The sequence below is a fragment of the Pseudomonas sp. WS 5051 genome (genome assembly GCF_012985715.1).
In the GTDB taxonomy this organism is placed as follows: domain Bacteria; phylum Pseudomonadota; class Gammaproteobacteria; order Pseudomonadales; family Pseudomonadaceae; genus Aquipseudomonas; species Aquipseudomonas bubulae.
This window is the reverse complement of record NZ_JAAQWV010000011.1, coordinates 127,020-150,378: the sequence shown is the minus strand read 5'-3', so window position 1 is coordinate 150,378 and position 23,359 is coordinate 127,020. Positions and strand designations below refer to the sequence as shown.

General features: G+C 57.7%; 19 protein-coding genes. 2 read left to right on the top strand and 17 right to left on the bottom strand.

Translation table 11 applies throughout. From position 1 onward, the window contains the following. Window positions 1-124: 124 nt before the first annotated feature. On the bottom strand, window positions 125-430 hold the full coding sequence (locus HBN79_RS17920) for a hypothetical protein (RefSeq protein WP_262372641.1): 306 nt from the start codon (window positions 428-430) through the stop codon (window positions 125-127). A gap of 101 nt (window positions 431-531) precedes the next feature. Here HBN79_RS17920 and HBN79_RS23885 point away from each other — a divergent pair, with 101 nt between their 5' ends. Next, window positions 532-663, top strand: a complete 132-nt coding sequence (locus HBN79_RS23885; protein WP_275942190.1) for a hypothetical protein — start codon at window positions 532-534, stop codon at window positions 661-663. A 369-nt stretch (window positions 664-1,032) separates the two neighbouring features. Here the strand turns inward: HBN79_RS23885 and HBN79_RS17915 are convergent, their stop codons facing one another. After that, the gene (locus HBN79_RS17915) at window positions 1,033-3,471 is read right to left on the bottom strand and encodes a membrane-bound PQQ-dependent dehydrogenase, glucose/quinate/shikimate family (protein WP_169916972.1); all 2,439 of its coding nucleotides are present in this window, start codon (window positions 3,469-3,471) and stop codon (window positions 1,033-1,035) included. A gap of 684 nt (window positions 3,472-4,155) precedes the next feature. On the opposite strand from HBN79_RS17915, the gene HBN79_RS17910 reads away from it, so the two are divergent. Further along, window positions 4,156-5,448: a carbohydrate porin gene (locus HBN79_RS17910; protein WP_169916966.1), complete on the top strand. Its 1,293-nt coding sequence runs from the start codon at window positions 4,156-4,158 to the stop codon at window positions 5,446-5,448. Window positions 5,449-5,513: 65 nt separating this feature from the next. On the opposite strand, the gene HBN79_RS17905 is transcribed toward HBN79_RS17910, so the two are convergent. From HBN79_RS17905 to HBN79_RS17830, 15 genes are all read right to left on the bottom strand, one after another. After that, entirely contained in the window at window positions 5,514-7,091 is a 1,578-nt protein-coding gene (locus tag HBN79_RS17905) for an aldehyde dehydrogenase (NADP(+)) (protein ID WP_169916971.1), read from the bottom strand. Window positions 7,092-7,161: 70 nt separating this feature from the next. Continuing rightward, window positions 7,162-8,601 carry an FAD-binding oxidoreductase gene (locus HBN79_RS17900; protein WP_169916965.1) on the bottom strand — a complete coding sequence of 480 codons (1,440 nt, stop codon included), beginning with the start codon at window positions 8,599-8,601 and terminating at the stop codon, window positions 7,162-7,164. Beyond that, on the bottom strand, window positions 8,598-9,140 hold the full coding sequence (locus tag HBN79_RS17895; RefSeq protein ID WP_095025004.1) for a permease: 543 nt from the start codon (window positions 9,138-9,140) through the stop codon (window positions 8,598-8,600). Before HBN79_RS17895 ends, HBN79_RS17900 begins: the two co-directional genes overlap by 4 nt. Before the next feature lie 47 nt (window positions 9,141-9,187). Then, entirely contained in the window at window positions 9,188-10,279 is a 1,092-nt protein-coding gene (locus HBN79_RS17890; RefSeq protein ID WP_094999492.1) for an ABC transporter permease, read from the bottom strand. Beyond that, window positions 10,272-11,276: an ABC transporter ATP-binding protein gene (locus tag HBN79_RS17885; protein WP_169916964.1), complete on the bottom strand. Its 1,005-nt coding sequence runs from the start codon at window positions 11,274-11,276 to the stop codon at window positions 10,272-10,274. Before HBN79_RS17885 ends, HBN79_RS17890 begins: the two co-directional genes overlap by 8 nt. A gap of 2 nt (window positions 11,277-11,278) precedes the next feature. Next, the gene (locus HBN79_RS17880) at window positions 11,279-12,253 is read right to left on the bottom strand and encodes a TauD/TfdA family dioxygenase (RefSeq protein ID WP_169916963.1); all 975 of its coding nucleotides are present in this window, start codon (window positions 12,251-12,253) and stop codon (window positions 11,279-11,281) included. Window positions 12,254-12,365: 112 nt separating this feature from the next. Then, on the bottom strand, window positions 12,366-13,028 hold the full coding sequence (locus tag HBN79_RS17875; RefSeq protein ID WP_094999489.1) for a methyltransferase domain-containing protein: 663 nt from the start codon (window positions 13,026-13,028) through the stop codon (window positions 12,366-12,368). Between the two features lie 78 nt (window positions 13,029-13,106). Further along, complete coding sequence (locus HBN79_RS23880; RefSeq protein WP_222931194.1) at window positions 13,107-16,109, bottom strand: citrate/2-methylcitrate synthase; 3,003 nt, start codon at window positions 16,107-16,109, stop codon at window positions 13,107-13,109. Window positions 16,110-16,145: 36 nt separating this feature from the next. Next, window positions 16,146-17,141 carry a hypothetical protein gene (locus HBN79_RS17860; protein ID WP_095019078.1) on the bottom strand — a complete coding sequence of 332 codons (996 nt, stop codon included), beginning with the start codon at window positions 17,139-17,141 and terminating at the stop codon, window positions 16,146-16,148. A 4-nt stretch (window positions 17,142-17,145) separates the two neighbouring features. After that, window positions 17,146-18,720: an acyl-CoA ligase (AMP-forming), exosortase A system-associated gene (locus HBN79_RS17855; protein ID WP_169916962.1), complete on the bottom strand. Its 1,575-nt coding sequence runs from the start codon at window positions 18,718-18,720 to the stop codon at window positions 17,146-17,148. A gap of 10 nt (window positions 18,721-18,730) precedes the next feature. Next, window positions 18,731-19,906 carry an alanine racemase gene (locus tag HBN79_RS17850; RefSeq protein ID WP_169916961.1) on the bottom strand — a complete coding sequence of 392 codons (1,176 nt, stop codon included), beginning with the start codon at window positions 19,904-19,906 and terminating at the stop codon, window positions 18,731-18,733. Window position 19,907: 1 nt separating this feature from the next. Continuing rightward, complete coding sequence (locus tag HBN79_RS17845) at window positions 19,908-20,885, bottom strand: 3-oxoacyl-ACP synthase (protein ID WP_165446499.1); 978 nt, start codon at window positions 20,883-20,885, stop codon at window positions 19,908-19,910. 13 nt (window positions 20,886-20,898) lie between these two features. Beyond that, a complete protein-coding gene (locus HBN79_RS17840) occupies window positions 20,899-21,888 on the bottom strand; it encodes a ferritin-like domain-containing protein (protein WP_094999484.1) in 990 nt (329 codons plus the stop codon). Between the two features lie 2 nt (window positions 21,889-21,890). Then, window positions 21,891-22,463 (bottom strand): hypothetical protein, encoded by a 573-nt coding sequence (locus HBN79_RS17835; RefSeq protein ID WP_095023473.1) that lies wholly within the window; start codon window positions 22,461-22,463, stop codon window positions 21,891-21,893. Then, window positions 22,460-23,338, bottom strand: coding sequence for a hypothetical protein (locus tag HBN79_RS17830; RefSeq protein ID WP_095019073.1), 879 nt, complete (start codon window positions 23,336-23,338; stop codon window positions 22,460-22,462). The genes HBN79_RS17835 and HBN79_RS17830 overlap by 4 nt, the downstream gene beginning before the upstream one ends. Window positions 23,339-23,359 lie beyond the last annotated feature (21 nt).

Below are 23,359 nucleotides of genomic sequence, written 5' to 3'. Positions count from 1 at the left end.
TTCTTTTCGGTCACTTGTTTGACCGCCTGGATTTTGAATTCTTCGGGATATCGCTGGTTGCTCATGGCACCTCCTAATGGGCCTCATTTTAAGGCTTGGAGGTGTCTACGAAACTAGGGGCGATTCAGTCAATGGCACTCACTGGAGCCTCAACGGCGGGATTCGCTTCCTGTTCCACCTGGACGTCTCCCGCTGCTTTGAATGACCTACTAGACGCTCCGGGTTTGTAGACAAGATGCTTCAACTGCTCACGTGAGGCGATTATCTGTTCGCGGAGCTCTTCGGGGTCGATAGACATGCCACCCTCCGGTGTCACCCGGAGCGTCTTTAGACTGTTCGCTGCCTGGATGAACTTGCGTTCACGCGCTTTCTCCCGTTCAGGGCGGCGGTCGGGGCAGACGATGCTCCAGAGGCTCGTTAGCAGATTCAAGGACGTTCTCCTACCTTCAAGCATTGGGCGCTGATCCTGCGATCATACGGCACCATGAAGCGGCGTTCGAATGATCTTACGGGCTCAATGAGCGTAAGCGGATGGCGAACACAGCTAACTTCCTGGGCACCTGGAATGGCAAGCTGGTCTGTGACGACTTCGTTGGCTACAAAGCCAGCTTCGAGCTGGGCACCACCGAAATCGGCTGCGTAGAAGCGGGCTTTTTATTGTGAGCATCCAATGATGCTTCAATTCCAGAGTCGGGGGACGGTCGCTGGGCCTGTTTAGCGCAAAACTGATTTGTAAAGTTTTGGACTGATTTGAGCGACCAATCGACTGAAAATTTACAAAAAACGCTACGTTTTTATTTGCGTAGCGGACTATATAGCTACAATAGCCCTATTCTGAGGAGGTTTCACTCACTCACGCGCTAGATTTATAGTGCCTTATGGTATGCATTACCATTCTAGGTCTTGCCTTGGGCTTAACAGCTTCAGCGTTACCTAAAAAGCCCCGAGAGTTCTGCTCTCGGGGCTTTTTGTTTGCCTCAAAAATAATCCCCGTAAACGGGGATTATTTTTTACATAAACGCAACCAGCCGTTTATTTTTCAGCGCTGTCCGGTAATGCATACGCAATGATGTAATCACCTACGTCAGGGGAGTGGCTCATGCCCCCTGCAGAGATCACCACGTATTGTTTCCCGGTAACCGGTGATTTGTAGATCAGCGGTGCGGCCACTGCGCCGACAGGCAAGCGTGCTTTCCACACTTCTTTACCGGTTGCCGAGTCGAGCGCACGCAGGTAGTAGTCTTGAGTCCCTGCAAAGAACACCAGGCCCGAGGCTGTTGAGGTTGGACCACCCAGTGTTGGCATGCCCAGCGGTATCGGCATGTGGGTTTTAATTCCCATAGGGCCGGTATCCTGGACGGTGCCCATAGGCACTTGCCACACCAGTTTCTGAGTATTGAGATCAATCGCACTCATGCTGCCGAACGGGGGTGTATTGCACGGCACGCCCAGTGGCGATTGCAGAATGTCGATTCTCACGCCGCCATAGATACCGGCGACTTGTGGGCGAATGGTTCCCATGAAACCGGGCACTTCGTCAGTCGATACTTTGAACTTGCTGGTGTCTTCCTTCGTCACCAGCGACATCCGCAGGGGCACACGCATGTCGTTAACAAACATCATGCCTGTATTTTCGTCGATGGAGATGCCCCCCCAGTTCATACCGCCCAACAAGCCTGGCCATTCGATGTACGGTTTCTCGGACGGAGGTGTAAACGGGCCCACGTAAACGGAGTCCTTGAACATGATCCGGCAGTACAGTTGATCAAAAGTTGTCACGCCCCACATGGACTTCTCAGTCAGTGGCTCAACACCAATAGTTGGCATTCCGACCGAAAACGGTTGAGTCGGTGACAGGTGCTCGCCTTCAGCAGCAGGTGAGGTTGGAACCGGACGTTCTTCAACTTCGGTAACAGGTTTGCCTGTACGACGGTCCAGAACAAAAATATTGCCTGTTTTGCTGGTCTGGATCAAAACCGGCGTTTTCTCGCCGTCAGCGCTCTTCCAGTCATACATAACTGGCTGAGAAGGCAGGTCGTAATCCCACACATCGTGGTGAACGATCTGGTAAACCCACTTGGCTTTACCGGTCGATGCATCCACAGCTACAACCGCCGAGCCATATTTTTCCTTGGCCGCGTTGCGATCACCGCCCCAGTAGTCCGGTGGGCCATTGCCTGTTGGCAGGTAGACCAGGTTCAACTCTTTATCGTAAGTAGGAATAGTCCATACGTTAGGCGTTTCCAGCGTGAACTGGTGATCGTCGGCAGTAGCGTCCTTACCCTCAGGTGCGCCTATGTCCCATGCCCAGACCAAATCACCGGTCAGCACGTCAAATGCACGCACGGCCCCTGAAGGCTCGCCCGCTACAATGTCACGCACCCAGCCGCCGACTACGGTCAGATGACCCATCACAACCGGCAGAGAGGTTGGGTGATAGCGTTTGCTCTTCTCGGTCGGGCCCATGCCTTTCTTGAGATCGACGTAACCGTTCTCACCAAAGCTCGAGCACAGGGCGCCGGTGTGCGCGTCAAGCGCAAACAGACGGGCATCTACCGACGACACCAGAATGCGCTGACGGCATTGTTGGTCGTTGTCGTGCGAAGCCTTGACCTCAGCACTCAGGCTGTCGTCTTTATCGATGTCGTAATAACCCACGCCGCGGCAGGTGACGTGTTCTTCAGTTTTGGCTTTAGGGTCGAACTTCCAGAGAGGAGCCCCAGTATCACCATCCAGTGCGGTGATCAGATTCTCCGGTGTGCATGAATACAGCACGTTGCCAATCTGCAACGGCGTGTTTTCGTCTACGCCTGCACCAGCCCCGGTCGTTCTGCGCCCTGTTCTGTATGTCCAGGCGACCTGTAGGTCCTTGACGTTTTCTGGGGTGATCTGCGTGTAAGGCGCAAACCGGGTACCCGATGCGCTGCGACCATAGTATTCCCAATTTTCAGGCGTATCGGCAGTAGGTTCCTTCGGCTCGGATGCCTTCGACGCGACCACAGGATTTGAGATCGCACCGTGAGGGTAAAACGCAGCAATAAAGGTGGCGATCAACGCAGCAAACACCGCAAAGCCAAACCGGTTAGCCATGCGCCGAGTCATCAGGGATGTACCCGGGAACGTCGCGCCCACCCACAAACTAAGTGTCAGGATAATGGCTGGAACGACAAGGCGTGGCAGCAGTTCCCAATAACTGAACTGACCTACCTCATAAAATGCCCAGACGCATGTGGCAAGGAAAATAAGTGCCGAAAATATAATGCTGAAACGTTTACGCCATAACAATAACGGGGCGAGTAGCAAATAAGCCAACCCGGCTATTAGATAATAACTTGATCCGTCCAGGGCCAATAACATGACCCCGCCGTATATCAATGTCACTGCAACAGCAAAAACGAAGAGGGAAAATATTATTCTCGCGAGCGAGCTGGTTGCCCGTCTTTTAGTGGGTGATTGATGGTCATCCGTCATTTTCATGAATGCTCTATGGGTGAATACAAAACTGTTCGTCGTCGGTGCGAACAGCCCGGCCGAATGATCGATTCGGACGTAATTGGTTGGGCGTAAATCCTCTGGCACCTCGTCAATCAAGCGTTAAAGCGCTGAAAAACCAGGTCGTTACCCGGTGAGTCGGATGCTGAACGCGCAGTTGCACACAAAGGACTGAAGGTTCTACGAAACCTGGAGCGGAGCATCAGTGCTCTATAGGGTTGGATTTTGTGACTTTGTTTGCGCTAGCAGGCTAATTTTAATCGGATGATGTCTCGGATAAATCCAGCGCATTGGAAAACAATATTGATGAAACAGTAACAATCAAGTAGTCGTGAGCGACTCAATAGGTGCAGAACGTCATCGGTGCTGGGTGGCCAACGAGCAATGAGTCATAGGCACGATGAGCAGATCTGTTGAGTCATCGCTTCAGGTTCGTGCCTGTTAGTTCAAGAGCTGGCATTCAGGCGAATTGTTACGAACGCACCAACAATGTTTCTTGCAGAGTTGGATGTATTCCAAAAAAGCTAATGCTTACACTTAAGCGTTGCTACTAACGTCAAGCGGCGTTATCCAATCCAGTCCTTACACCCTGACGCAAGCAGCATAAGGCGACTTGCTAAACAGCCTTGATCATCTGCGTTTTTTCAACGGAGCACCTTTCGAATGTTTTTTTCTTTCCGCGCGCTGCTGAGTACCAGCCTGTGCAGCGGTTTGTCGTTCTGTATGTTGGCCCCTGCTTCAGCGTTGGCGGATTCTACGGACTTGATGAGTCGCTCAACACTCACCGGCGATTGGGGAGGGGAGCGACAGAAGCTGGTCGACAAGGGGATTAAACTGACGGGTGAATACAGCTCCGAGACGATTTCGAACCTGCACGGCGGGATAAAACGCGGCACTCGCTATGCGCAACAAATACGCATTGGCGCGCAGTTTGATCTGAGCAAGTTACTCGACACTCCGGATGCTGGGGTGGTGCAGATCATTATCAATGACCGTCGTGGCCACAGCGCCACGGAAGATTTGCTCGGTAACCGCTTATCAGCTCAGGAAAACTATGGGGGTGAATACACCCGGCTGACCGAGTTCAGCTATCAACGCAATCTGTTTTCCAAAGACCTGTCGGCCAAGGTCGGATATATGGTCATGGGCACCGAATTTGGGGGGATGCCCATCCTGACCAACTTTGTAAGCGCCGGTTTTTGTGCACACCCGTTAACCATGTCCAGCGGCAGTGGATGGGGTAACTATCCGACGGCACACTGGGGGGGAGAACTGCGTTACGACGTTAACCCGTCTCTAACGCTGCAAACCGCTGTGTTCCAAGTCAACCCGGAGCACAACGCACGCCCTTCTGAAGCGTTTTCCATGCCCAGCAACGGTACCACCGGGGCTATTTTGCCACTGGAGGCGATTTTCAATAATCATGCCTTTCTGGATGGTCAGTACAAAGTCGGTTGGTATTACGACACGTCCAATTACCAGAAAATTGGCAGCACAGAAAAGAGCAGTAACCGTACCGGGGCTTACGTGTTGTTTGATCAGGCCATCTGGAAGGACGAGCAAGACCCTGAAAGCGTATTGCGCCTTTTCGGGCAAGCGGCCACCAGTAACGCTGCGACTTCACCGATGCGTCGTTGGTATTCGGTGGGTCTGGTCAAGCAGAAGCCCTTTGCAAACCGCCCCAAAGATACTATCGCCTTTGGTTATGGCCGCGCCGTGATCAATTCGCGCACGCGCGATGAGCAAGAAGCGGCTGCAATCAATTTTGGGGAGTCAGACATGATCGCCAACCTCGACAACGGCGAACAGATGCTTGAACTCAACTATGGCGCGCAAGTCACGCCCTGGCTGCTGGTGCGACCGGACATGCAGTACTACATCGAACCGGGCGCGTTCTTCGGTAAAAAAAGAGGAAACGCATTGGCTGTAGGACTACAGATCAAAGCGACTTTTTAACAGACGGGCTGGCGCTTTGTGCGTTACGAACCTGAAAGCGCAGGCTATTAAGCGATCTCCGCGACTCAGGCAAGCACACGTTGGCCATTGACCGTGCGCCACAGCTCGAGCGGATTACCCTCCTGTAGCGCTTCAGGCATCAAAGCCGCCGGCAGGTCCTGATAACACACCGGCCGCAAGAACCTGTCGATGGCACTGGCGCCGACGGCGCTACTTCGACTGTCCGAACTGGCCGGGAACGGGCCGCCATGTACCATCGCGTGAGAGACCTCGACGTTGTTCGGATAACCGTTCACCAGGATGCGGCCCGCCTTGCGCTCAAGAATGGGCAGCAGCTTTCTGGCCAGCGAATGATCAGCATCATCCAATTGCATTGTCGCCGTCAGCTGTCCTGACAGGTGCTCGGCCACCACCAGCATTTCATCTGCATTCTTGCAGGCGACGATCAGCGAGCTGGGGCCGAATGTTTCGTCGCCCAGTCGTCCTGTTGTGAGAAAGGTGGCTGCATCGGTTACGAACACTGTGGCCTGCGCGGCACTTGGCTTTTCTGCAGGGCACCCTTGGCCCAGCGTTGTAATACCGCTGATGTTGCCTGTCTCCTCGATCCCAGCGAGGTAGGCATGATGAATCCCCGGCGTCAGCATGGTTGCTGCCGCCTTTTTGTGCAGGGCGTCCAGGGCCGTGCTGCAAAACTGGGTCAGCGGCTGACCTTCCAGGGCAATCACCAAGCCTGGATTTGTACACAATTGGCCGGCACTCATCGTCAGAGCCTCAACGAATCCACGGCCGATTTCGCTGGCGCGCATCGACAGCGCATGCGGCAACAGGAACACGGGATTGATGCAGCTCATTTCGGCGTACACCGGAATCGGTTCGCTGCGTTGCGCCGCGGTACGCATCAGCGCCAGACCGCCTTGTCGCGAACCCGTGAAGGCGACTGCCTTGATCGCGGGATGGCTGACCAGGGACTGGCCGAACGGATGACTGTCGCCAATGAGCAGGGAAAACACGCCCTCTGGCAAGTTGTGGGCAGCGGCGGCCTGTTGAATCACCTGGCCTACCAGTTCAGACGTACCCAGGTGAGCTTCGTGTGCCTTGACCACTATCGGGCAGCCAGCGGCCAGGGCAGCGGCGCTGTCGCCGCCGGCAACCGAAAACGCCAGGGGAAAATTGCTTGCACCAAATACAGCCACCGGGCCGAGCGCGATCTTGTGCAGCCTCAGGTCGGGGCGAGCAGGGAGGCGCGTCGGCAAAGCGCTGTCCAGGGTGGCGCCGAGGTAGTGGCCGTCGCGCACCACTTGCGCAAAGAGCCGCAACTGGCTCACGGTGCGGCCCCGTTCGATGATCAGGCGCGCTGCCGGCAATCCGGTTTCGAGAGACGCGCGCCCGATCAGCGTGACCCCCAACGCCAGGATGCCCGTGGCGATCGCTTCCAGAAACTGGGCACGCTGTTCTGCCGTGGTCGCGCGGTAGCGATCGCAGGCCTGCTGCGCCAACGTGCAGGCCTGTTCAATGTCAGCGATACCGCCGACGCCGAAGTCAGGGCCCAGCGTTTCATGGGTGGCAGGGTTGATTGCAGACAGCAATCCTTTGTCGCCAAGCACTGCCGACTGGCCGATGAGCATTTTGCCGGTAATCATCATGTGTCCTATAGCTTGCTGTGCCATCGTCAGGCCCGATTTTTCTGAAATTGAAGTGCGCAGGCGGTTTGTTCTATGTGTAGCGGTAGCGGCCCAACACAGCTTGGGGATCCATTAAATGCTGCATAGCCCTGCTGATTTCCTGCACCTCTGGGGGCGTGTACTTGCTGTAATAAGCTGCATTCACAGGCCCGACGCCATGCTCTGCACTGAAGCAGCCGCCGTTTTCGGTCACCAGCTTATAGATGCCGCTACGCACAGCGACGACCTTGGCGATGCCGTACTGGCTGATGTGGGCGTGCGGCACCAGCACAATCAAATGGCAGCCGCCGTCGGCAAAATGGCCGAAATCGTAAAGTTGCAGCAGCGGATGTTCGTGCTCTAGCCACTGTGCAGCTTGATCGCGGAAAGCGACCAATCGTGAGCGCGAAAACGCCACGTCGAACGACAGTGGGATACCTTCCTTGGCGATGGCCAGCGGCAGGTTGTCTCGCAGTGGCCAAAAGCTGCTGGTATTTCCAAAAGCGGCGTCGAGAATTCGGCCGCTTTCATACAGCGCTTCCAGCACCTGTTCGGTTCGTTGCGCAAAAAGGCTGTGCAAGCCAGGCATGCTGCTGGCGATCTCAATCAGGGCGTAGCAGCTTGCCGACGATTGGCCGAACGGGTGGCGCAGCGTGGGGAAGTTGCGCAACGTAATGGCGAGCGCCGCCTCGGAGATCACTTCGAACGCGCACAGCAGATCGCCAAATTGAAGTTCGAAAGCCTGCAACACCTCAAGCGCTGTCCCATGGTCAGGCAAGGCCACAAACACGCTTTGCGTCGACTGGTCGATGCGTTTGAGCTCAAGCGTCGCCGCCGTAATGATGCCGAAGGCGCCACCGGTGCCGACAAACAACTGCTTAAGGTCAAGCCCGGTATTGTTCTTGCGCAGCGGTGCGAGGAGTTGCACCACGGTGCCGTCGCCATCGGCCAGCACCACTTCGATACCGAGCAGGTTATGGCGCACGTCGCCATGCTTGAGCAAGCGGCTGCCGCCGGCATTGGCGCCAATTAATCCGCCTATGGCCGGGTCGCTGCCGATATCAATAGGGAAATACAGCGAATGGCTTTCCAGTGTGCGATTCAGTGCTGACAAGAGCGTGCCGGCTTCGACAATCACCGTGCGGTTCAAGGGATCAATCTCGCGCACTTGGCGCATGCGCGAAAGTGAGACGATCACTTGCTTGCCGGAGTTGTCGGTGACGGCACCGCCCACCAATCCGCTGCGGTTGCCTTGGGCGACCAGCCGTATGCGATGGCGCACCGCGATGCGCATAAGCGCGCTGACAGCGTGGGTATCGCACGGGATGACGACCGCCGCCGCTTTGCCGCGGCAATGAGCAACGTCGATTTCATAGGGGGCACAGTCCGCCCCGGTCAGCAGCGACGCCTGCCCCAGAACTTCGGCGACTTCGGCCATAAACGCGTCGAGTCCCGAGGCTTGTCGGTCCACGGTATGTTCCAGGTCGCTCATTGCGCCGCCACCATGCGTTTGAGCAACTGGCTGCGTACCAGCACCAATGCGACGACCGGCAATACGCCTCCCAGCAGCGTGTTATGGCGAAAAGCCAGTGACACCGCGACGGCGATGGCAGCGCCAATCAGCAACATCACAGAGAGTTTTCGGACCAAAGCCTGGTCGCTGCTGGTTTCGCCGATAAAGCCGAGTGGAGAAAACCGGGTGGCACCCATGCCAATCACCAATACGCACGCCAGCACGGGAGCAGCACCCAGCTCCTGCCCCCACACTTGCAACGCAGCGGTAGAGACCGAGGCCAACAGGGCGCCAATCATCAGGTACAGGTCGACGCCCATTGCGATCCAATGCCCCGGGCGGTAATTGAACAGCCAGATCAGGTGCGCAATGCTGAGAATACCGCTGAGCACATACGCGGTATCCCAGCGTACGCCTGCCTCACCCGGGCCGAAACGGCCATACAACAGGAACACGATGACCGGAATGAATGCGCTGGCATTCGACAAATAGGCACGGCCTAGCTTGCTGATAGACATGCGGGTTTCCTTGGATAGAGATGCAATGAAATGCCTGAGTCCCGGGCTTAACTCTTGTGCCAGCGGAACATTAAGGTGGCTGCGGTGAGAAACAACGTGGTCCAGCCTGCCATGGCCAACAAGGGCAGCCACAGCGAAGGCAAGGGCGCTCCTTCGAGCATCACTTGGCGCAGTACAGAGACAAACTGGTTGATCGGAATCACCGAGAGAATGCTTTTGATCCAGGCTGGCGCATCGTTCAACGGGATGGTCAGGTTGCCGAAGAACAGGGCCGGGTAATGGATCAGATGGCACAGCAATTCGGTTTCCTTGACCGAGGAGGTGCGACTGGCCAGCAGGGTGCCGAGGCTCAGCAACATGGCGCCGCCCAGCAGAATGACCGGCAACGCACGCATGGACTGCACGCTCCACAGCGAGATATCAATGCCGTACCCGTACCGCGCCACCAGCAGCAAGGTGCCGACAGAAATCAGCATCATGAGCACCCGCGACACGAGAATAGAGGCCAGAAAGACCAGCTTCGGCACTGGAAAGCAGGCGTAGATCTTGAGTGCATTATGTTCACGCAAGCTTGCAATCGATAAGGCGGTGGACATGATGCCGAGTGACATCAAACAGATGACCAGAATGCCGGTTGTAAAGAACTGGCCGTAGTCGAAGGGCTTGGCACCGGAGGCCGTATCCTCGAAACGCACCAGGTCTGTCGAGACGATGCCGCGTCTGGCCGCTGAACACCTGACCGCGGCGATCTCGATCACGCGCGCTGCGGCGCGTACCGCCAGCTGACCCTTGAAGTCATAGTGCACCTGCAACGGTTCGTCGCCGGCCGCAAAGACGATGCGTACCGTGTCTGCTGCGATGGGGGCAGTGCTGCTGACGGTTGAAAAATTGGCCTTTACCGGATCTCCGCCAGCAAATGCCTGCTGGATTGCTAGCTGGCAACTGGTGTCCGAACTGGCCTGGGCGTCAGCCTCCAGAAACTGGATATTTACCGTACCGAGTGAGCCAGGATGACCGAACGCCATCAGCATCACGGTCAGCAGCAGTATGGGAAAGGCCAGCGCCCAGAACAGCGCCGACTTGCTGCGAAAAAACCCCAGCAGCTCGTTGCGCGTCAATATCGCCAGTATGCTAAACATCCTGTTCTCCCTGGGCGCAGAGGTGCAACATGTCGCGGTAATGGGTGGGGCCGAACTCAAAGTGCTGGAACGCAACATTGCCGATCAGGCGGCGTATCGACTGATCCAGTTCCTGCGTGCCATAGACGCTGATTTCAGTGTTTGATGGCCTCGACAACCGCAACGTGGCGCTTTCGCGTTCCAGCTGGTGATAGATGGCGTTGATATGATCACTGTCGTCCAGCTGCAGATAGGCATGGAAGGCGCCGACCAGGCGGTTCTTCAATGCTTCTTTATCGCCTCGATACTTAACGCCGCCGTTGCACACCCACACCACATCGCTGGCGGCATCCAGCTCTTCCTCCGAGTGGCAAATCATGATGATGGTCAGGTCGGCCAGGTCGTAGCGCAGCAGGTGTGCGACGCGCTCGATATACGCTCGGTCGAGCCCGGTAAACGGTTCGTCAAGGATTGCGATTTCCGGGTGGTGTGCCAGCGCCACGAACAAATCGAGCCGCTGTTTCTGGCCGCGTGACAGTGCCCGATAGGGCAGTGTGCGCAGCGCTTCGATATCCAGTGCCTGCGCCACCTGCGGGTCTTGCTTGCCGTACAGGGCCTGATGCAAATCGAGGATTTCCCTGACATTCGACGAGTCTTCATATTCGACCCGCTGCAATTGCACCCCCAACCGCTTGCGGTGCCGGGTGCTTTGCAGAAAGCGCGACGCCGCAACCCCCAGAATCTGCGCCTCTTCCAGATGCGCCTGACGGAAGCCGAGCAAGGCTTCGATCAGGGTGGTTTTGCCAGCACCATTGGGGCCAATGATGGCGGTATGTCGACCGCGCCGGAACTGCAGATCGCGGACCTCGAAGTGGAAACTGCCAGCGCTGACCCGGATCAGTTTGGCCGCCGCCGCATAGGGTTCATCAGTGCGCGTGGGTGACAACTGCACCTCACGGTGCAGGGCAGGTTCGGACAGCCCGTGTGTTTCGTCCGTCAGCAGGATTTGACTGTTCATGTTCAATCGAACAACGCGACTTGGACATCGCGTTTGCCTTTGTAGGGATTGCGGCCATGGGCGACGGCAATGTTATCGATCAACAACATGTCACCGCTGTGCCAGGGAAACGCAATCTCCTGCGCCTCCAAGGCGTCGTATATCGGCGCGATTTCATCCTCCGAGATCGGCGAGCCGTCGCCCAGCCGCACATCGTAAGGGCGTGCCGGTTTGTCCTGATAGGCGTGCTGAATGTAGGCGTAGCCCGGCTTGCCGAGGGAGCGGGCGTTGTTGTGTTGGGTCGACAGTTGATTGAACCAGATCGCTTCGCCGGTCAGCGGATGTTTCAACATGGCATCACCGGTATGCGAGACCGTGATGCTGCCATCGTCGAGCCACTGGTAATCGAGGTGGGTATCGCGGCACAGCTGTTCCACCTGCTGCGGATCATCGGTCAGGAACGCTTCATCCCAGGGGCGGTGGTATTCGCGCATATGGGTGTTACGCGGTTCATTCTCGGGTGTGCTGGGGGCACGGAAGTTGCGCAAGTACTGGATGCGCGCGGCGCTGAGGCGTTCGATCAATGACGGTGACAGGCGACGGGTGACGGCTCGCATATCACACAGTATGGTTTCGCCGCCTTGGTCAGAGGGCTGTTTGCAAAAGAAAGCCAGTTTCTGTGGATAGTGCGCCATGTAGGCCTTTTCCTGATGCAGACCGATTTTCAGGGTGGCCGGGATGCGTGTCGATTCGTAGACTCTGCCTTCGATGTTCTTGCGTGGCGTGGCGCCGCCGATATAACCGAACGCATGCTCAGGATAGTGTTGCGCAATGGCCTGGAAGTCCGCGTTTTCGCGCAATGGAAAACCACGGAACAACAGGCAACCGAACTCCAGCAGCATGCTGTCAAAGATTGACTGGTGCTGGCGATACCACGTCGTAAAAGCCTCGCGGTCATCGCTTAGCGTACTGTCGACAGGCGTTATGACGAGCGGCATGTGCTCCGGCGACAGAAAGCCACACTGTATCCGCGAGCCGCCCAGCATTTCGTTAAAGTGCTCAACCCTATCTAAACGATGATCCATAGCTTTTTCCCCGACGAGTTGCGTATCAAGCCAGCAAAGGCTTTTTGATGAGGATTTCGAAACCCAGTGCGCCCATGCCGGAACTTGGGCTGGTCACTACCGTGCAATGGTCCAGACCCGCTTCGATGACCAGCGCGCGTGCCTCTTCCAGGGTGACTTTTTCTTCAACATGGGTCGGTGGATAACCCACTGAAGCGCGCATTTGAGTGAACTTCTCCAGCAAGTCGGGGGCGACGTCGCGGCGCATGTCGTGCACCAGGCCAACCCCGCCCGGCTGCAGTACGCGATACATTTCAGTCAGGCTTTTCAGCTTGTCCGGCAAGTGATGCAAGGTGGCACGGCTTACCGCCATGGTCAGGCTGTTGTCCGCGAAGGGCAGGTCCAGGGCATCGCCGACTTTGAGTTCGATGGTATCGCTCAGGCCTAGCGCTTCGATGCGTGGTCGGCCTCCTTCGAGCATGGTTTCGTCCAGATCCAGGCCGATGAAATGCCAGCCTTTCAAAACCGGGTCGGCCGCCAGACGCACCGGGACCACGACGGTGGCGGTGCCGATATCGACCAGGGCGCCCGGCGGCAAGTCGCGGGCAATCTGGCGGATGCGGGTGACGAACAACACATCCCAGGGTTCCAGTGCTTGCGAGGCAAAGCGGTCGTACTCGTCAGCAGGGCGTAGATTTTTCAATAACATGGATACGTTCTCGTCTTGGTTAGCATTAGAAGAAGATTCAGCGTTGAACTAGCCAGTGCGTGTGGCACATTTCTTGTCTTACAGCCACCCCACTGGAACGGTGGCCAACAACTTGCGCGCGGCTTTGCTGTTGACACCGAAAGCAGGGCGATCGCGCCGCTCGATGGCATGCGCGACCATGGCCGCCACCCGGCCACAGAGCCCCAGGCCGACACCCCAACGGGCTTGGGTCACGCCGAGATCGAGCAGGGCTGCGGCGGTGATGAAGTCAATATTCGGACGTAGGCCTTTGCGCTCCAGAACGTGGGCACAAACAACGTCGTAAATCTCCAGATAGCGCCCCCCGAAACCCCACTGGGAAAACAGGGCCCTGATGTGCGGCGGTCGTGGGTCCTGCACAAACAGCGGATGGCCAAAGCCAAACAACAGGTTGCCCGGCTGATCCAGCGCGTGGTCGACCGCTTGCCGTATGTCAGCAGGGCTGGCTTGCGCACTGATGGTCTTGAGCCAGGTCATCGCTTCTTCTGCTGCGCCGACATGGTTCGGTCCGCTGGCCATGAAACCGGCCGCCACGGCCTGCGCAATGGTGACGCCGGTGCCGATGGCGGTACGGGGTACCAGCACCGTCGGCGTGATGTAGCCGAAACCGGCGTGCCAGGCCACCAGCAGGGCGTCAACGACACGAATGGCTAATGGGTCGATATCGGTCGCGCCCATTGCCGTCAACACGACCTCGGCGTGATGCGTCGATGCTGCGCCGGGGGCGCTATAACCGAGCGCCGTTTGCAGAAAGTGCGGCGTTGAAGCAACGCTGACCAGGCCCTCGATAAAATCCTGATGCGTAGGCAAGTCGCGAACGGTGGCTTCGATCAGGACAATATGTTCCAGCGCTGCCAGATCACCGAGAAGGCCGCAGGCGGCGGCCTGAACGATGCCGGCACCGCTGTCGGCCACGGCTTCGATGCCACGTCGATAGGCAGGCTCCGCCGACAGGTGGCCGGCAATGCGTACCAGAAGGGCGTCAACGGCCTGGCTCTCAGAAGGGGTCGGCAGGCTGCCAAACCACGCCAGCCATAGCGCTGTGGGGAAGTCGACACTGCCGATCAGGTCATTGAGGTTGCGACCCCTGACCCACAGCCCTTCATTAGGCTCAATCGTGGCGCCGTCGATATTGGTACCGCGATACAGGGTGCGTGGTCCGCCAAACAGGCTCTGCGGCGGTGTGGGTATCAGCGTGTCGGCCTGTGCCAACTCATCAAGCGCAATGCCGCAGTGGGCGACCAGCAAGTTTTCTATTGTGTGTGCGTGTTGCGTGACCGTCGGCAGGATGTTGGCGAAAAAATAATGGGCGGTCTTGACCTTGCCACGGTAAAAAGCGGCTTCTTCGGCACTCAGTGGCTCGCGCAACTGACGCTCGGCCAGGCAGGCCGATTCAAGCAAGACCCAGGCGCTGGCGGTGAGACCGAGCATTTCCAGGAAGCGGGTATAGAACTGGCTGGTTTCGTGTGTGCGGCCTTCACGCACGTGCTCATTGATACGTGTCAGTGCCTGCTCCACGGCAACCATGGCGTTTTCCAGCGCCGGGAATTGGCCGTGCAGCTCAGAGCCGACACCCGTTGTGTTGTTCAAGAAGGCATCCAGCTCTTCGCGCAGAAACTTGATCAGGCGTGAGTTCCTGCCAAAACCGAGCTTGTCGCGCACCAGGTCCTGGGACTGGATGTAGTTGGTCCCTTCCCAGATCGACAGGATTTTCACGTCGCGCGCATTTTGCTCGACAGGGTAAGCATCGGTGTAGCCGATACCGCCATGCACTTGTATCGCCAGTTCGCAGATTTTCCAGGCCTGGTCCGAGACGAACGCCTTGCACACCGGCGTGAACAGCAGCACCAGCTTGCGGTATTTTTCGACCTGGGCTTCGTCCAGTACCGGCTCGGCTTCCAGGGCAAATGCCTGGGTCGATGCGCCGGTCAACTTACCGAGCAGGCCACGGCAACCTTCTACCCGGGCCTTCATTTCCAGCAGCATGCGCTGCACGTCGGCGTGTTCGATGATGGCCACAGGCGGGGCGCTGGCATCGGAGGTGCGACTGATTGCACGGCCCTGGAACCGTTTGCCGGCGAAATCGACTGAATGCAGATAAGCGCTGGAAGCCAGGCCCAAGCCGATAATTGCCGTGCTCATACGGGCCTGGTTCATCAAGGGCACCAGTTGCAGCAATCCGGCATTCTTGCGGTCGCCCAGCAGTACGGCGCGGGTGGTGCCGGTTCGACCAAACACCAGTTGGGTATTGGCGCAGCCCTTCAATCCCATCTTGCGCAGCAATGAAGTGCACTCGACATGGTTGTCTTCCAGCTCGCCCGTTTCGGGATTAGGCCAGAAGCGCGGCACCAGCAGGCAGGACAGCGAGTAGGAGGTCGAGGTGGTGGTATTGATGCGGCCCAGGACAAAGTAAACGGTGTTTTCGGTCAGCGTATGCATGCCCGCCGAGATGTAGACCTTTTCGCCGCTGACGGCGTATTCGCCGTTTTCAAGGGGTTTTGCGACAGTGGTGACCGCTGTCAGGTCGCTGCCGGCCTGCTGCTCGGTGGCGCAGAAACACGCGTCCCAGTCGTAGCGCTGAAGCTTGCGCAGGTACGTTGCCTTTTGTGCTGCGGTAGCGTGCAGCTTCAACAGCTTGATGGCCGGAAAATTGAAGCCGCCGTAGGTCATGAACGCCGGATTGGCGCCCATGAACATTTCCTGGATAGTTTGCCGGATCAGGGGTGGCAAGGCCGGTTGCTGGGAGTCGCTGTCGATGCCCAGCACCTGAATCCACTCTTCCTTATAGCGCTGCCAAAGTCCGTGGAACTCTTTGGGGATTTCGACCTTGCCGTTTTCCAGCAAGTGGCATTCCTGTCGGTCGGAGGCTTGATAGGCCTTGCCTAACTCATAAGCGAACGCCCTGGCGCGCTCCAGCAAGGCATCGTAGTAGGTACGATTTTTGTCGTTGAACGGCGCCCGTGTGAGAAAATTCTGGTCGGTTTTATGCAGTTCCCACAAAAAAAAGCGAAGCTCACGCAGGCTGACTTTATAAGCAGACATAGGTTTTCCTGATTAATAAGCGGTGTGTATCTGGGTTCAGGCGCCAGCCTGGATCTCGGCCACAATGGCGCCAGCGGTGCCGCACAACGCCGCATCCCAAAGCAGGGCGGTGGCTGTTTTACCCTGAGGCAGGGTGGCGCGCAGGCGCATAAGCGACAGCAAGGGGGCCGCGCTCGAGTGGTGCGCGCGGGCACCGAGTTCGAAATGTCGCTCTTGTGCAATGCCCAGTTCGCGACTGACGCCCAAGGAGAAGCTGTCGCTGAATCCGGCCGGTAATACCCAATCGATATCACTGGCTTTCAGGCCGGAACGTTCGATTGCCGTTTGCGCTGCGCTCACCGCCATCGGATGCAGGCGCTCAGCCAGCGCGGCAGGGGTCAGCCCCCAGGGGTTGTCAATGGCCGCGCCATAGTGCACCGCCGAGGCGCGTATCGCCCCCCAGCCAGGCGTCGTCTGAGCGTCGCCATCGAGCAAGATGGCGGCTGCGCCGTCGCCGTACACAACCAGATCCCCCCAGGCGCGAAAGAAGGGGTAGAGCCACTTATCGGACGCCACCAGCAGCACCTTGCCGCCTAGACTGACCAGCGCTTCGATCATGGTCAGTGCGTTGAACACGCCGGCAGTGCCCGATTGGCCGATGGCGAACGGCAACGCGTTGGGCAAGCCCAGTGCATGCTGGATACGGCCTGCGACCGACTCATTAATGCGTTGGTTAAGGGCGCTATTGGTCACCACAATGTGGGTCACCTGTGCCAGCGTTTCTGCCGGAACCTGTTGACGCAATCGCGTGACCGCTTCCAGTGCCAGGTCGGCGCAGCTTTGCAAGGGTGGCGCTACCGGCAGGGCGATGCTCGCCGTGGGAAGCAGTCGACGCTCTTCTTCGGCGTCGATCCTGCCTTTGCCACGAGGCATGGAAAAGACCGCCGACTTGTACAACAGATGGCCATAGCCGATGTTTTTTTCCTGAGCTTGTACCGCCCGGAAAGGGGTCGTATCGGGGACGTGAGAAGCGATAGCGCGGATTCGAAGCATGAGGCTATTCCGTGACCGTAAGTGAGGTGGAGAAAAACTCGGAAAACTGCTGCTTCAGCTGCTTTCGGTCGATCTTGCCGTTCGGATTGCGCGGTAAAGGCGAGTCATGGAAGGACACATGCAACGGCACCATATAGGTCGGCAGTTTGTCCCGGCACAGCTTGATCAGTGCCTGGGCGCTGGTTTGTATCTGCGGATGGGCGAACAGGCTGATGATGATGGCTTCGCCCTGTTGCGGATGCGGTACACCAAACGCTGCCGCCTCGGTCACGTCATCCACGGCAAACAGGATTTCTTCGACTTCGGTGGGGCTGACGCGATAACCGGAGGTCTTGATCATGTCGTCGCTGCGCGCAACGAAATACAGATAATCGTCGCTGTCGCGGTAGACGATATCGCCCGACCAGACCGCTGTTTCGGTGCGCGAAATTTGCTGGTCCGGGTGTAACCAGGGACGAAAGCGTTGAGCGGTCAGTTCTGGATCATTCCAGTACCCGAGCGTGACGAACGCCCCGCGGTGCACCAATTCACCGTGCTCACCCGCGGCACATTCGCTGCCGTCCTGGCGCATCACGCGAATATCAGCATTGGGGACCGCCTTGCCGATGGAGTCGGGCCGTGTGACGGCCGCTTCCGGTGCCAGGTAGGTGGAGCGGAAAGCCTCGGTCAAGCCGTACATCAGGTACGGCAGCGCATTGGGAAATGCGTTTTTGAGTTTTTCCAGCAAAGGCGGTGGCATATGTCCGCCGGTATTGGCGAAGCAGCGAATGCGAGCGCCGGCAGGCTGCGGCCATTGCACTGACGCCAGTTGCATCCACAGTGGCGGTACGCCGGTAATCACGGTGACGCCATGGGCTTCACAAAACGTCGGGACTTCACCCGCTTGCAGGAAATCCAGCGGGGCGTAGCAAGCACCGCTGACCAGCGCCGTGGTCAGCTGACTGAACCCGGCATCGAAGCTCAGCGGCAACACGCCCAGGATGACGTCATCGGCCCGCAAGCGCAGATAGTGAGCGACGCTATAGGCGCCAGACACCAGGTTACGTTGCGACAGCACCACGCCTTTGGGCCGTCCCGTAGAGCCGGAGGTGTACAAAATGGCCGCAGGATCACTGTCTGTGACGGCGGCGTATGCGTTGAAAAACGCCGCATCGGTCAGTGTGTTCAGGGTCTCGGACTGTAGTTTTTCCAGTTGCCAGGTATCGAGTTCGATGTCATTCAACGCCGCCTCGATGCGTCTTAGGCGTGCCCCCGTACTGATGAGCAAGCGAGCACCGCTGTCCAGCAGGATATGGCGTACCTGTTGCTCTTTGAGCTGAGGATTGATGGGCACCAGGATCGCACCCCGGGCATTGATTGCCAGGAACATGACGACGGTTTCGTACTGCTTGCCCGTATAGACAGCGACGCGTTCGCCCGCTTGCACGCCGCTATCGGCCAGCCTCTTTGCCGCCAGGCGCACGTCCTCCAGCAATTGGGAATAAGTCGCCATCTTTGCGCCTTGCGCGAACGCACGGCGGTCGCCATGGTGTTGGGCGCTGTCTTTCAACAGGTCGTACAAACTGATGTGGGCGGTCATGGTGACGTCCCTAGGATTGGTGGATATAGGTGTGTGCCGGGCTCTGCGAGAGGAAAGCGCTGACGCTGTACGTCTGGTTGTAGGCGCCGCAGTTGTCGAAGATCACCAGATCGCCCACGCTCGGCGGGGCCGACAGTTCATGACTCCAGCCGATCACGTCGGCGCGGCTGCAGGTGCTGCCCACGAACTGGATCGGCAACGGGGGCGCGTCCCCCGGTGCCTGTTGACGCCGCAGCAGGCGCGGCTGCGCGTAGTTCTTCAACATGGCCTCAGTTTTGGCCAGCAGGAAGTTGTGGCTCAGGCCACCGTCGCAGACGGCAACGTAGCGCTCACCCAAGGCTTTGACTGAACGTACGCGGGTCACGAAAGTGCCTGCGCCAGCGAAGACCCCGCGCCCGGACTCGTGGACGACCTTGAAGTCTTTTTGCAGCGGCGCAATGCGCTGGCGATAAGCGTCAAACGTCTGCGCCTGGTTGTTGAAGTGCTCGGAGAAACCGCCACCGACGTTAAGAAATTCAACCGGCATGCCGGTGAGGCGTGCTACTTGTGGCGCGAATGCAGCGAGCGCATGGGCAAGGGCGGCGGCATCGGCACCCTTGTCATCGATGTGAAAGCTATTGGAGCCCGCAAACGTATGGAGGCCGATGATTGGCACGTTGGCCTGGGCCAATGCAACCGTCGTCAGCAAGGCGTCTTGGCGACTCATGCCGAAGTGGTCCGCCGGGTGTTTGCCTGAGCTGACCAATTGGCCCGCGTTCAAGCGCAAAACCGTTTGCGGCGCGGTCTGTTTGCCGATGACGCGAATCAGTCTCTGCGCCTGCTCCAGGCTGTCGATGATGAACGTGCAGCGTGAGGCCAGGGCCGCGCGCATGAAATCTTCATCCATTGACGGATTGTTCACGTATTTGGGGGTGTTGATGCGACCCGCCACAATATCGAGTTCGCCCAGGCTGGCCAGCTCCACACCGTCGACGAAGGCATGGCCGCAGCGGATCAACAAATCCAGGTTTGGATTGGCCTTGAGCGACACAATCAACGGTGTACCCAGACGCTCGCGTAAATCAGCGTAACGCGCCTGTACGACAGTGGGGTCCAGTACGTAGCAAGGCGTTTTCAGATTCAGCAGCCATTGGTCGGTCGTTGCGTCGTCGCTTCTGACAGGCGCGCAGGCGGTGGTCATGGTCATGTCAATTCACCGGATGAAGGGTCAATGCCGAAAATGAACCGTTGTCCGATTCCGTTATGTTCATCAGGTGCGCCCCGGCATCGACCTTGCTCAAGCCAATATCGGCCAGGTTGATCGCCAGGTCCGAGCCAAAGGAGTGGCCTTTGTTCAGAATGTTGTCGGAGTAGAGCGTGGAGGAGGGAATGGCCATGGCGCCACAGAAGGCTTTCCAGCCAGAGTGGTTGGAGTTGTAAGGCAAAATGCATGAGAAATCGCTAAGCGCCATGCCACAGTCGGCCACGGCTTCCTTCATGACTTTGCGGGTGTAGTGCCACTCCAGATTGAACATTTCCTTTTTCACCGCGTTGTTGGTCACGGAGCCCAGATACCAGCTGCCGTAATTGCGCACGGCCGTTGCACCGACCCGGTTACGCCGGCTGTTACGGGTCACCAGCAAGCACCCTGCGCCATCACTTAAGATGCTTGCCTGCAACACCCGGTAACGCTCGATAAAGACGCGGTCGGACGACACGATCAGCACCGAGTGCAATTGGCTATGGACATTCATCAAGGCCTTGGCCATCTGAATGGCGACGCTGATCGACGAGCAATTGAGCTGTGCGATCGAGCCGGCCCAGACAGGCTTTATGCCGAATGCCGTGGCCACTTCCATGGGCAGGCTGCGTGGCGCCGGCGGTACGCTGAATAGCCCGGTATGAACATGGATGACCGCACCGATGTCGCTGCCCTTGAAGCCTTGCTCCTCTTGCAGGCGAGCGACAGCGCGCTTGGCCAGCTCGACCTCGTCGATGTCCGGTGATACATGGAAATAACGGCAACCCGCATTGCGGATCATGTCAAAGCGCTCGGCGGGCAACTTATGGTGCTGAGCCCAGTCATTGAGGTCCTGGCGTTCGCCGGGTAACTCGTAAGCGGCGGCTTCAATACCGATCGTGAAGGGGGCGGGGCTGTTTGTTGCCGCAGTAGTTGGGGGCGTCATGACTGTATTCCTGTTAAGCCGGCATTGGCATGGCGGCGTAGTCCAGCACTCTGAGCTTTTCAAAGGCATCGCTTACACGGGGCGTCAGCAAACCCATTTCGCGGATGGTCGGCACCAGCCGCCGGAAAATGGAACGGCGCATGGAGTTGGCCACTTCAGAACTCCTGACCAGGTGGCTGCACTCTTTTTTGGATAAGCCCATCGGCTCCCATATGTCGTCGGCGCACAGGTGTTCGTACAAGGTGTAAGCACCTTCAACCACAAACTCTTCGCGCTCCTTGCGTTCAGTTCCGCTCATTTCCTTGTACACACTGCCCAGCGTGATGCGGCCAATGGCGAAATGGCGCGCCTCATCGCGCTGAATGCGCGTCATCAGGTCTTTGATAAAAGGGTCTTTGGTGTAGGCGACCATGCTTTGAAACAGTGACAGCGCAATGCCCTCCACCAGCACTTGCATGCCGAGGTTGGTCATATCGAGTTTGCTGGTGGTAATGGTGTCTTCCAGCAGGCCTTTGAGCGCCTTGCTCATGGGGTAGCTGATGGGCAGCTTGTTATTCACCAGGCGCCCGAATGCTTCAATATGACGGGCTTCATCGATGATTTGCCCGGCAGCACAGAGGCGAGCCGAGAGGCTTTCTTCTGCCACCGCCAGTTTCGATGCGCAAATCAGGGCAGCCTGTTCACCGTGCAGTACCTGTGACAGGGTCCAGCCTTGCGAGTGATGGCGAATTTCGGCGCGGTTTTTTTCATTCATTTTGTTCCAGACATCGGTGCCGTAGATCAGCAGTGTGCCGTCCGGCATGCCCAGTGGATTGTCCGGGTTGAGCTCGTAGCTCCAATCGATGTCGGTATTGACATCCCACTGGTTGGCCTTGGTTTTCTGATACAGCGCATTCAAGCTGTCATTGCTGAAATCGTAGGTCTGAGACATGTAAGCCTCGACCGAGAAATTCCACTTGATCGGCTCGCCATCATCCAATGTCGGTTTGTGCTCTGTTTGCATGATCACACCTGTACGTGCGTGCATTTCGGTTGAGAGGTGGTGAACGGCTCATGCACAGGAGATGTGTGCACCTGTGCCGCGAAGTAGTCCAGATCGGGTAAGAACCACTCGGTGATGGCTGGCATTTGCGCGGTATTCCAGGCTGCGATGTGCAGGAGGTTATCGCCGCCGTCCCACAGGTCGCGGCGAATCTGTTCGGCGCTGATCCAGACCACCGGCGTCTGTAGCTGGCGCGCCCAGAACAAGGCTTCGTTCCATAAATGGGCGCCCATCGTCACGCGTGGATCGAGCAGATTTTTTGGCAACGCAAGGTCGATGGAAGGCATGCGTACCTGCGCCAGGAGAAGCGTTTGCTCACCGCAGCTGTCCCAAATGTACTGGGCCAGCGTGGACAGCAGGGTGTAGTACTGCTGGTTGTTGACCAGCACAGGCGCGGGATTGTCGTGTGCGTACACACTTCGGCGTGCATAGTCTTGCGTTTCGAGCAGTGGCAGGTTGCGAGCCGAACAAGGGATCGCCAGGTTGTAATCGGGGTTACGCTGCAACAGCAGGGAACAGGTTTGCGCGCTCTTCACATTTCACCTTCCAATGCATAGTGCAGATCAGGCGCGAGGGTTATCTGGGCAATCGAAAAATAGCCGTTCATTGCCAGCGAAGAAACGATGCAATCGCTACCCGTGTGCGCGGAACCCGCGCCCAGCTCCCCCAATAGCGAAAGCCAGGGGTCGCTGCCGAATGAATGGCCAAATCGTTGATAATGGTCGGCGTGCACAGAAGAAGTGTCGAAGCACTTGAACAGCGCGCGGCGCGACATCTCTGGAAAAAACGGTACTGCAATGCCTAGACCTGGCCGGCTTTCGGTGAAACTGCGCAGGTTTCGTCCTAATTGCAGTAGCGCATTAGCCTGGCTTGAAGTGCCGATGACCAGCATGTTTTTGGCCTCTGGAATCACGTCAATCACTAACGTGCAGATGCCAAAACCGGAATTCCCCCAGCGGTTGTTGCCTAACCAGTAAGTAAAATTGTGGATATCGGTATCGACAATCTGCAGTAACAGCCTGCGACGACCGCTGAACTGAGCCTTCCCCTGGATATATCGCAGGATGAAACCCCAGCCCGTGCATTCATAGGCGTTGGTGACCCAGTCAGGACGGCGCCCATACTGGGTGGCTATCGCCTCCTGGAAATAGCCTGCATGTGGCGAACCGTCTGCCAAAAATTGTGACAGCACGGTAGAGCTCACCACGTAATCGTCGATAGGGCCTGCGTCGCTTGCATAGCGGCAAGCCTCATCGCCTACCCGCTGCCCCAATGCCAACGCTGCATCCTCCAGGCTGACCTGGTGCGATACAAAGGGCGTTTCTGTGCGTCGGTAAGCTAGCGTATGGACCCTGAAAGCCGGAGCGGTGCCAAGCGACTGCGTTGATGCAAAGGGCTGCGAGTTCGACATGTTGAGCTTCTGGTATGAGGG

Coding starts and splice junctions, on each gene's coding strand:
- HBN79_RS17895 (WP_095025004.1), bottom strand. CDS start 9,140: ATGTCTATCAGCAAGCTAGGCCGTGCCTATTTGTCGAATGCCAGCGCA.
- HBN79_RS17860 (WP_095019078.1), bottom strand. CDS start 17,141: ATGCTTCGAATCCGCGCTATCGCTTCTCACGTCCCCGATACGACCCCT.
- HBN79_RS17830 (WP_095019073.1), bottom strand. CDS start 23,338: ATGTCGAACTCGCAGCCCTTTGCATCAACGCAGTCGCTTGGCACCGCT.
- HBN79_RS17905 (WP_169916971.1), bottom strand. CDS start 7,091: ATGATGATTACCGGCAAAATGCTCATCGGCCAGTCGGCAGTGCTTGGC.
- HBN79_RS23880 (WP_222931194.1), bottom strand. CDS start 16,109: ATGTCTGCTTATAAAGTCAGCCTGCGTGAGCTTCGCTTTTTTTTGTGG.
- HBN79_RS17885 (WP_169916964.1), bottom strand. CDS start 11,276: ATGAACAGTCAAATCCTGCTGACGGACGAAACACACGGGCTGTCCGAA.
- HBN79_RS17845 (WP_165446499.1), bottom strand. CDS start 20,885: ATGACGCCCCCAACTACTGCGGCAACAAACAGCCCCGCCCCCTTCACG.
- HBN79_RS17915 (WP_169916972.1), bottom strand. CDS start 3,471: ATGACGGATGACCATCAATCACCCACTAAAAGACGGGCAACCAGCTCG.
- HBN79_RS17840 (WP_094999484.1), bottom strand. CDS start 21,888: ATGCAAACAGAGCACAAACCGACATTGGATGATGGCGAGCCGATCAAG.
- HBN79_RS17910 (WP_169916966.1), top strand. CDS start 4,156: ATGTTTTTTTCTTTCCGCGCGCTGCTGAGTACCAGCCTGTGCAGCGGT.
- HBN79_RS17900 (WP_169916965.1), bottom strand. CDS start 8,601: ATGAGCGACCTGGAACATACCGTGGACCGACAAGCCTCGGGACTCGAC.
- HBN79_RS17890 (WP_094999492.1), bottom strand. CDS start 10,279: ATGTTTAGCATACTGGCGATATTGACGCGCAACGAGCTGCTGGGGTTT.
- HBN79_RS17850 (WP_169916961.1), bottom strand. CDS start 19,906: ATGACCATGACCACCGCCTGCGCGCCTGTCAGAAGCGACGACGCAACG.
- HBN79_RS17880 (WP_169916963.1), bottom strand. CDS start 12,253: ATGCCGCTCGTCATAACGCCTGTCGACAGTACGCTAAGCGATGACCGC.
- HBN79_RS23885 (WP_275942190.1), top strand. CDS start 532: ATGGCGAACACAGCTAACTTCCTGGGCACCTGGAATGGCAAGCTGGTC.
- HBN79_RS17855 (WP_169916962.1), bottom strand. CDS start 18,720: ATGACCGCCCACATCAGTTTGTACGACCTGTTGAAAGACAGCGCCCAA.
- HBN79_RS17875 (WP_094999489.1), bottom strand. CDS start 13,028: ATGTTATTGAAAAATCTACGCCCTGCTGACGAGTACGACCGCTTTGCC.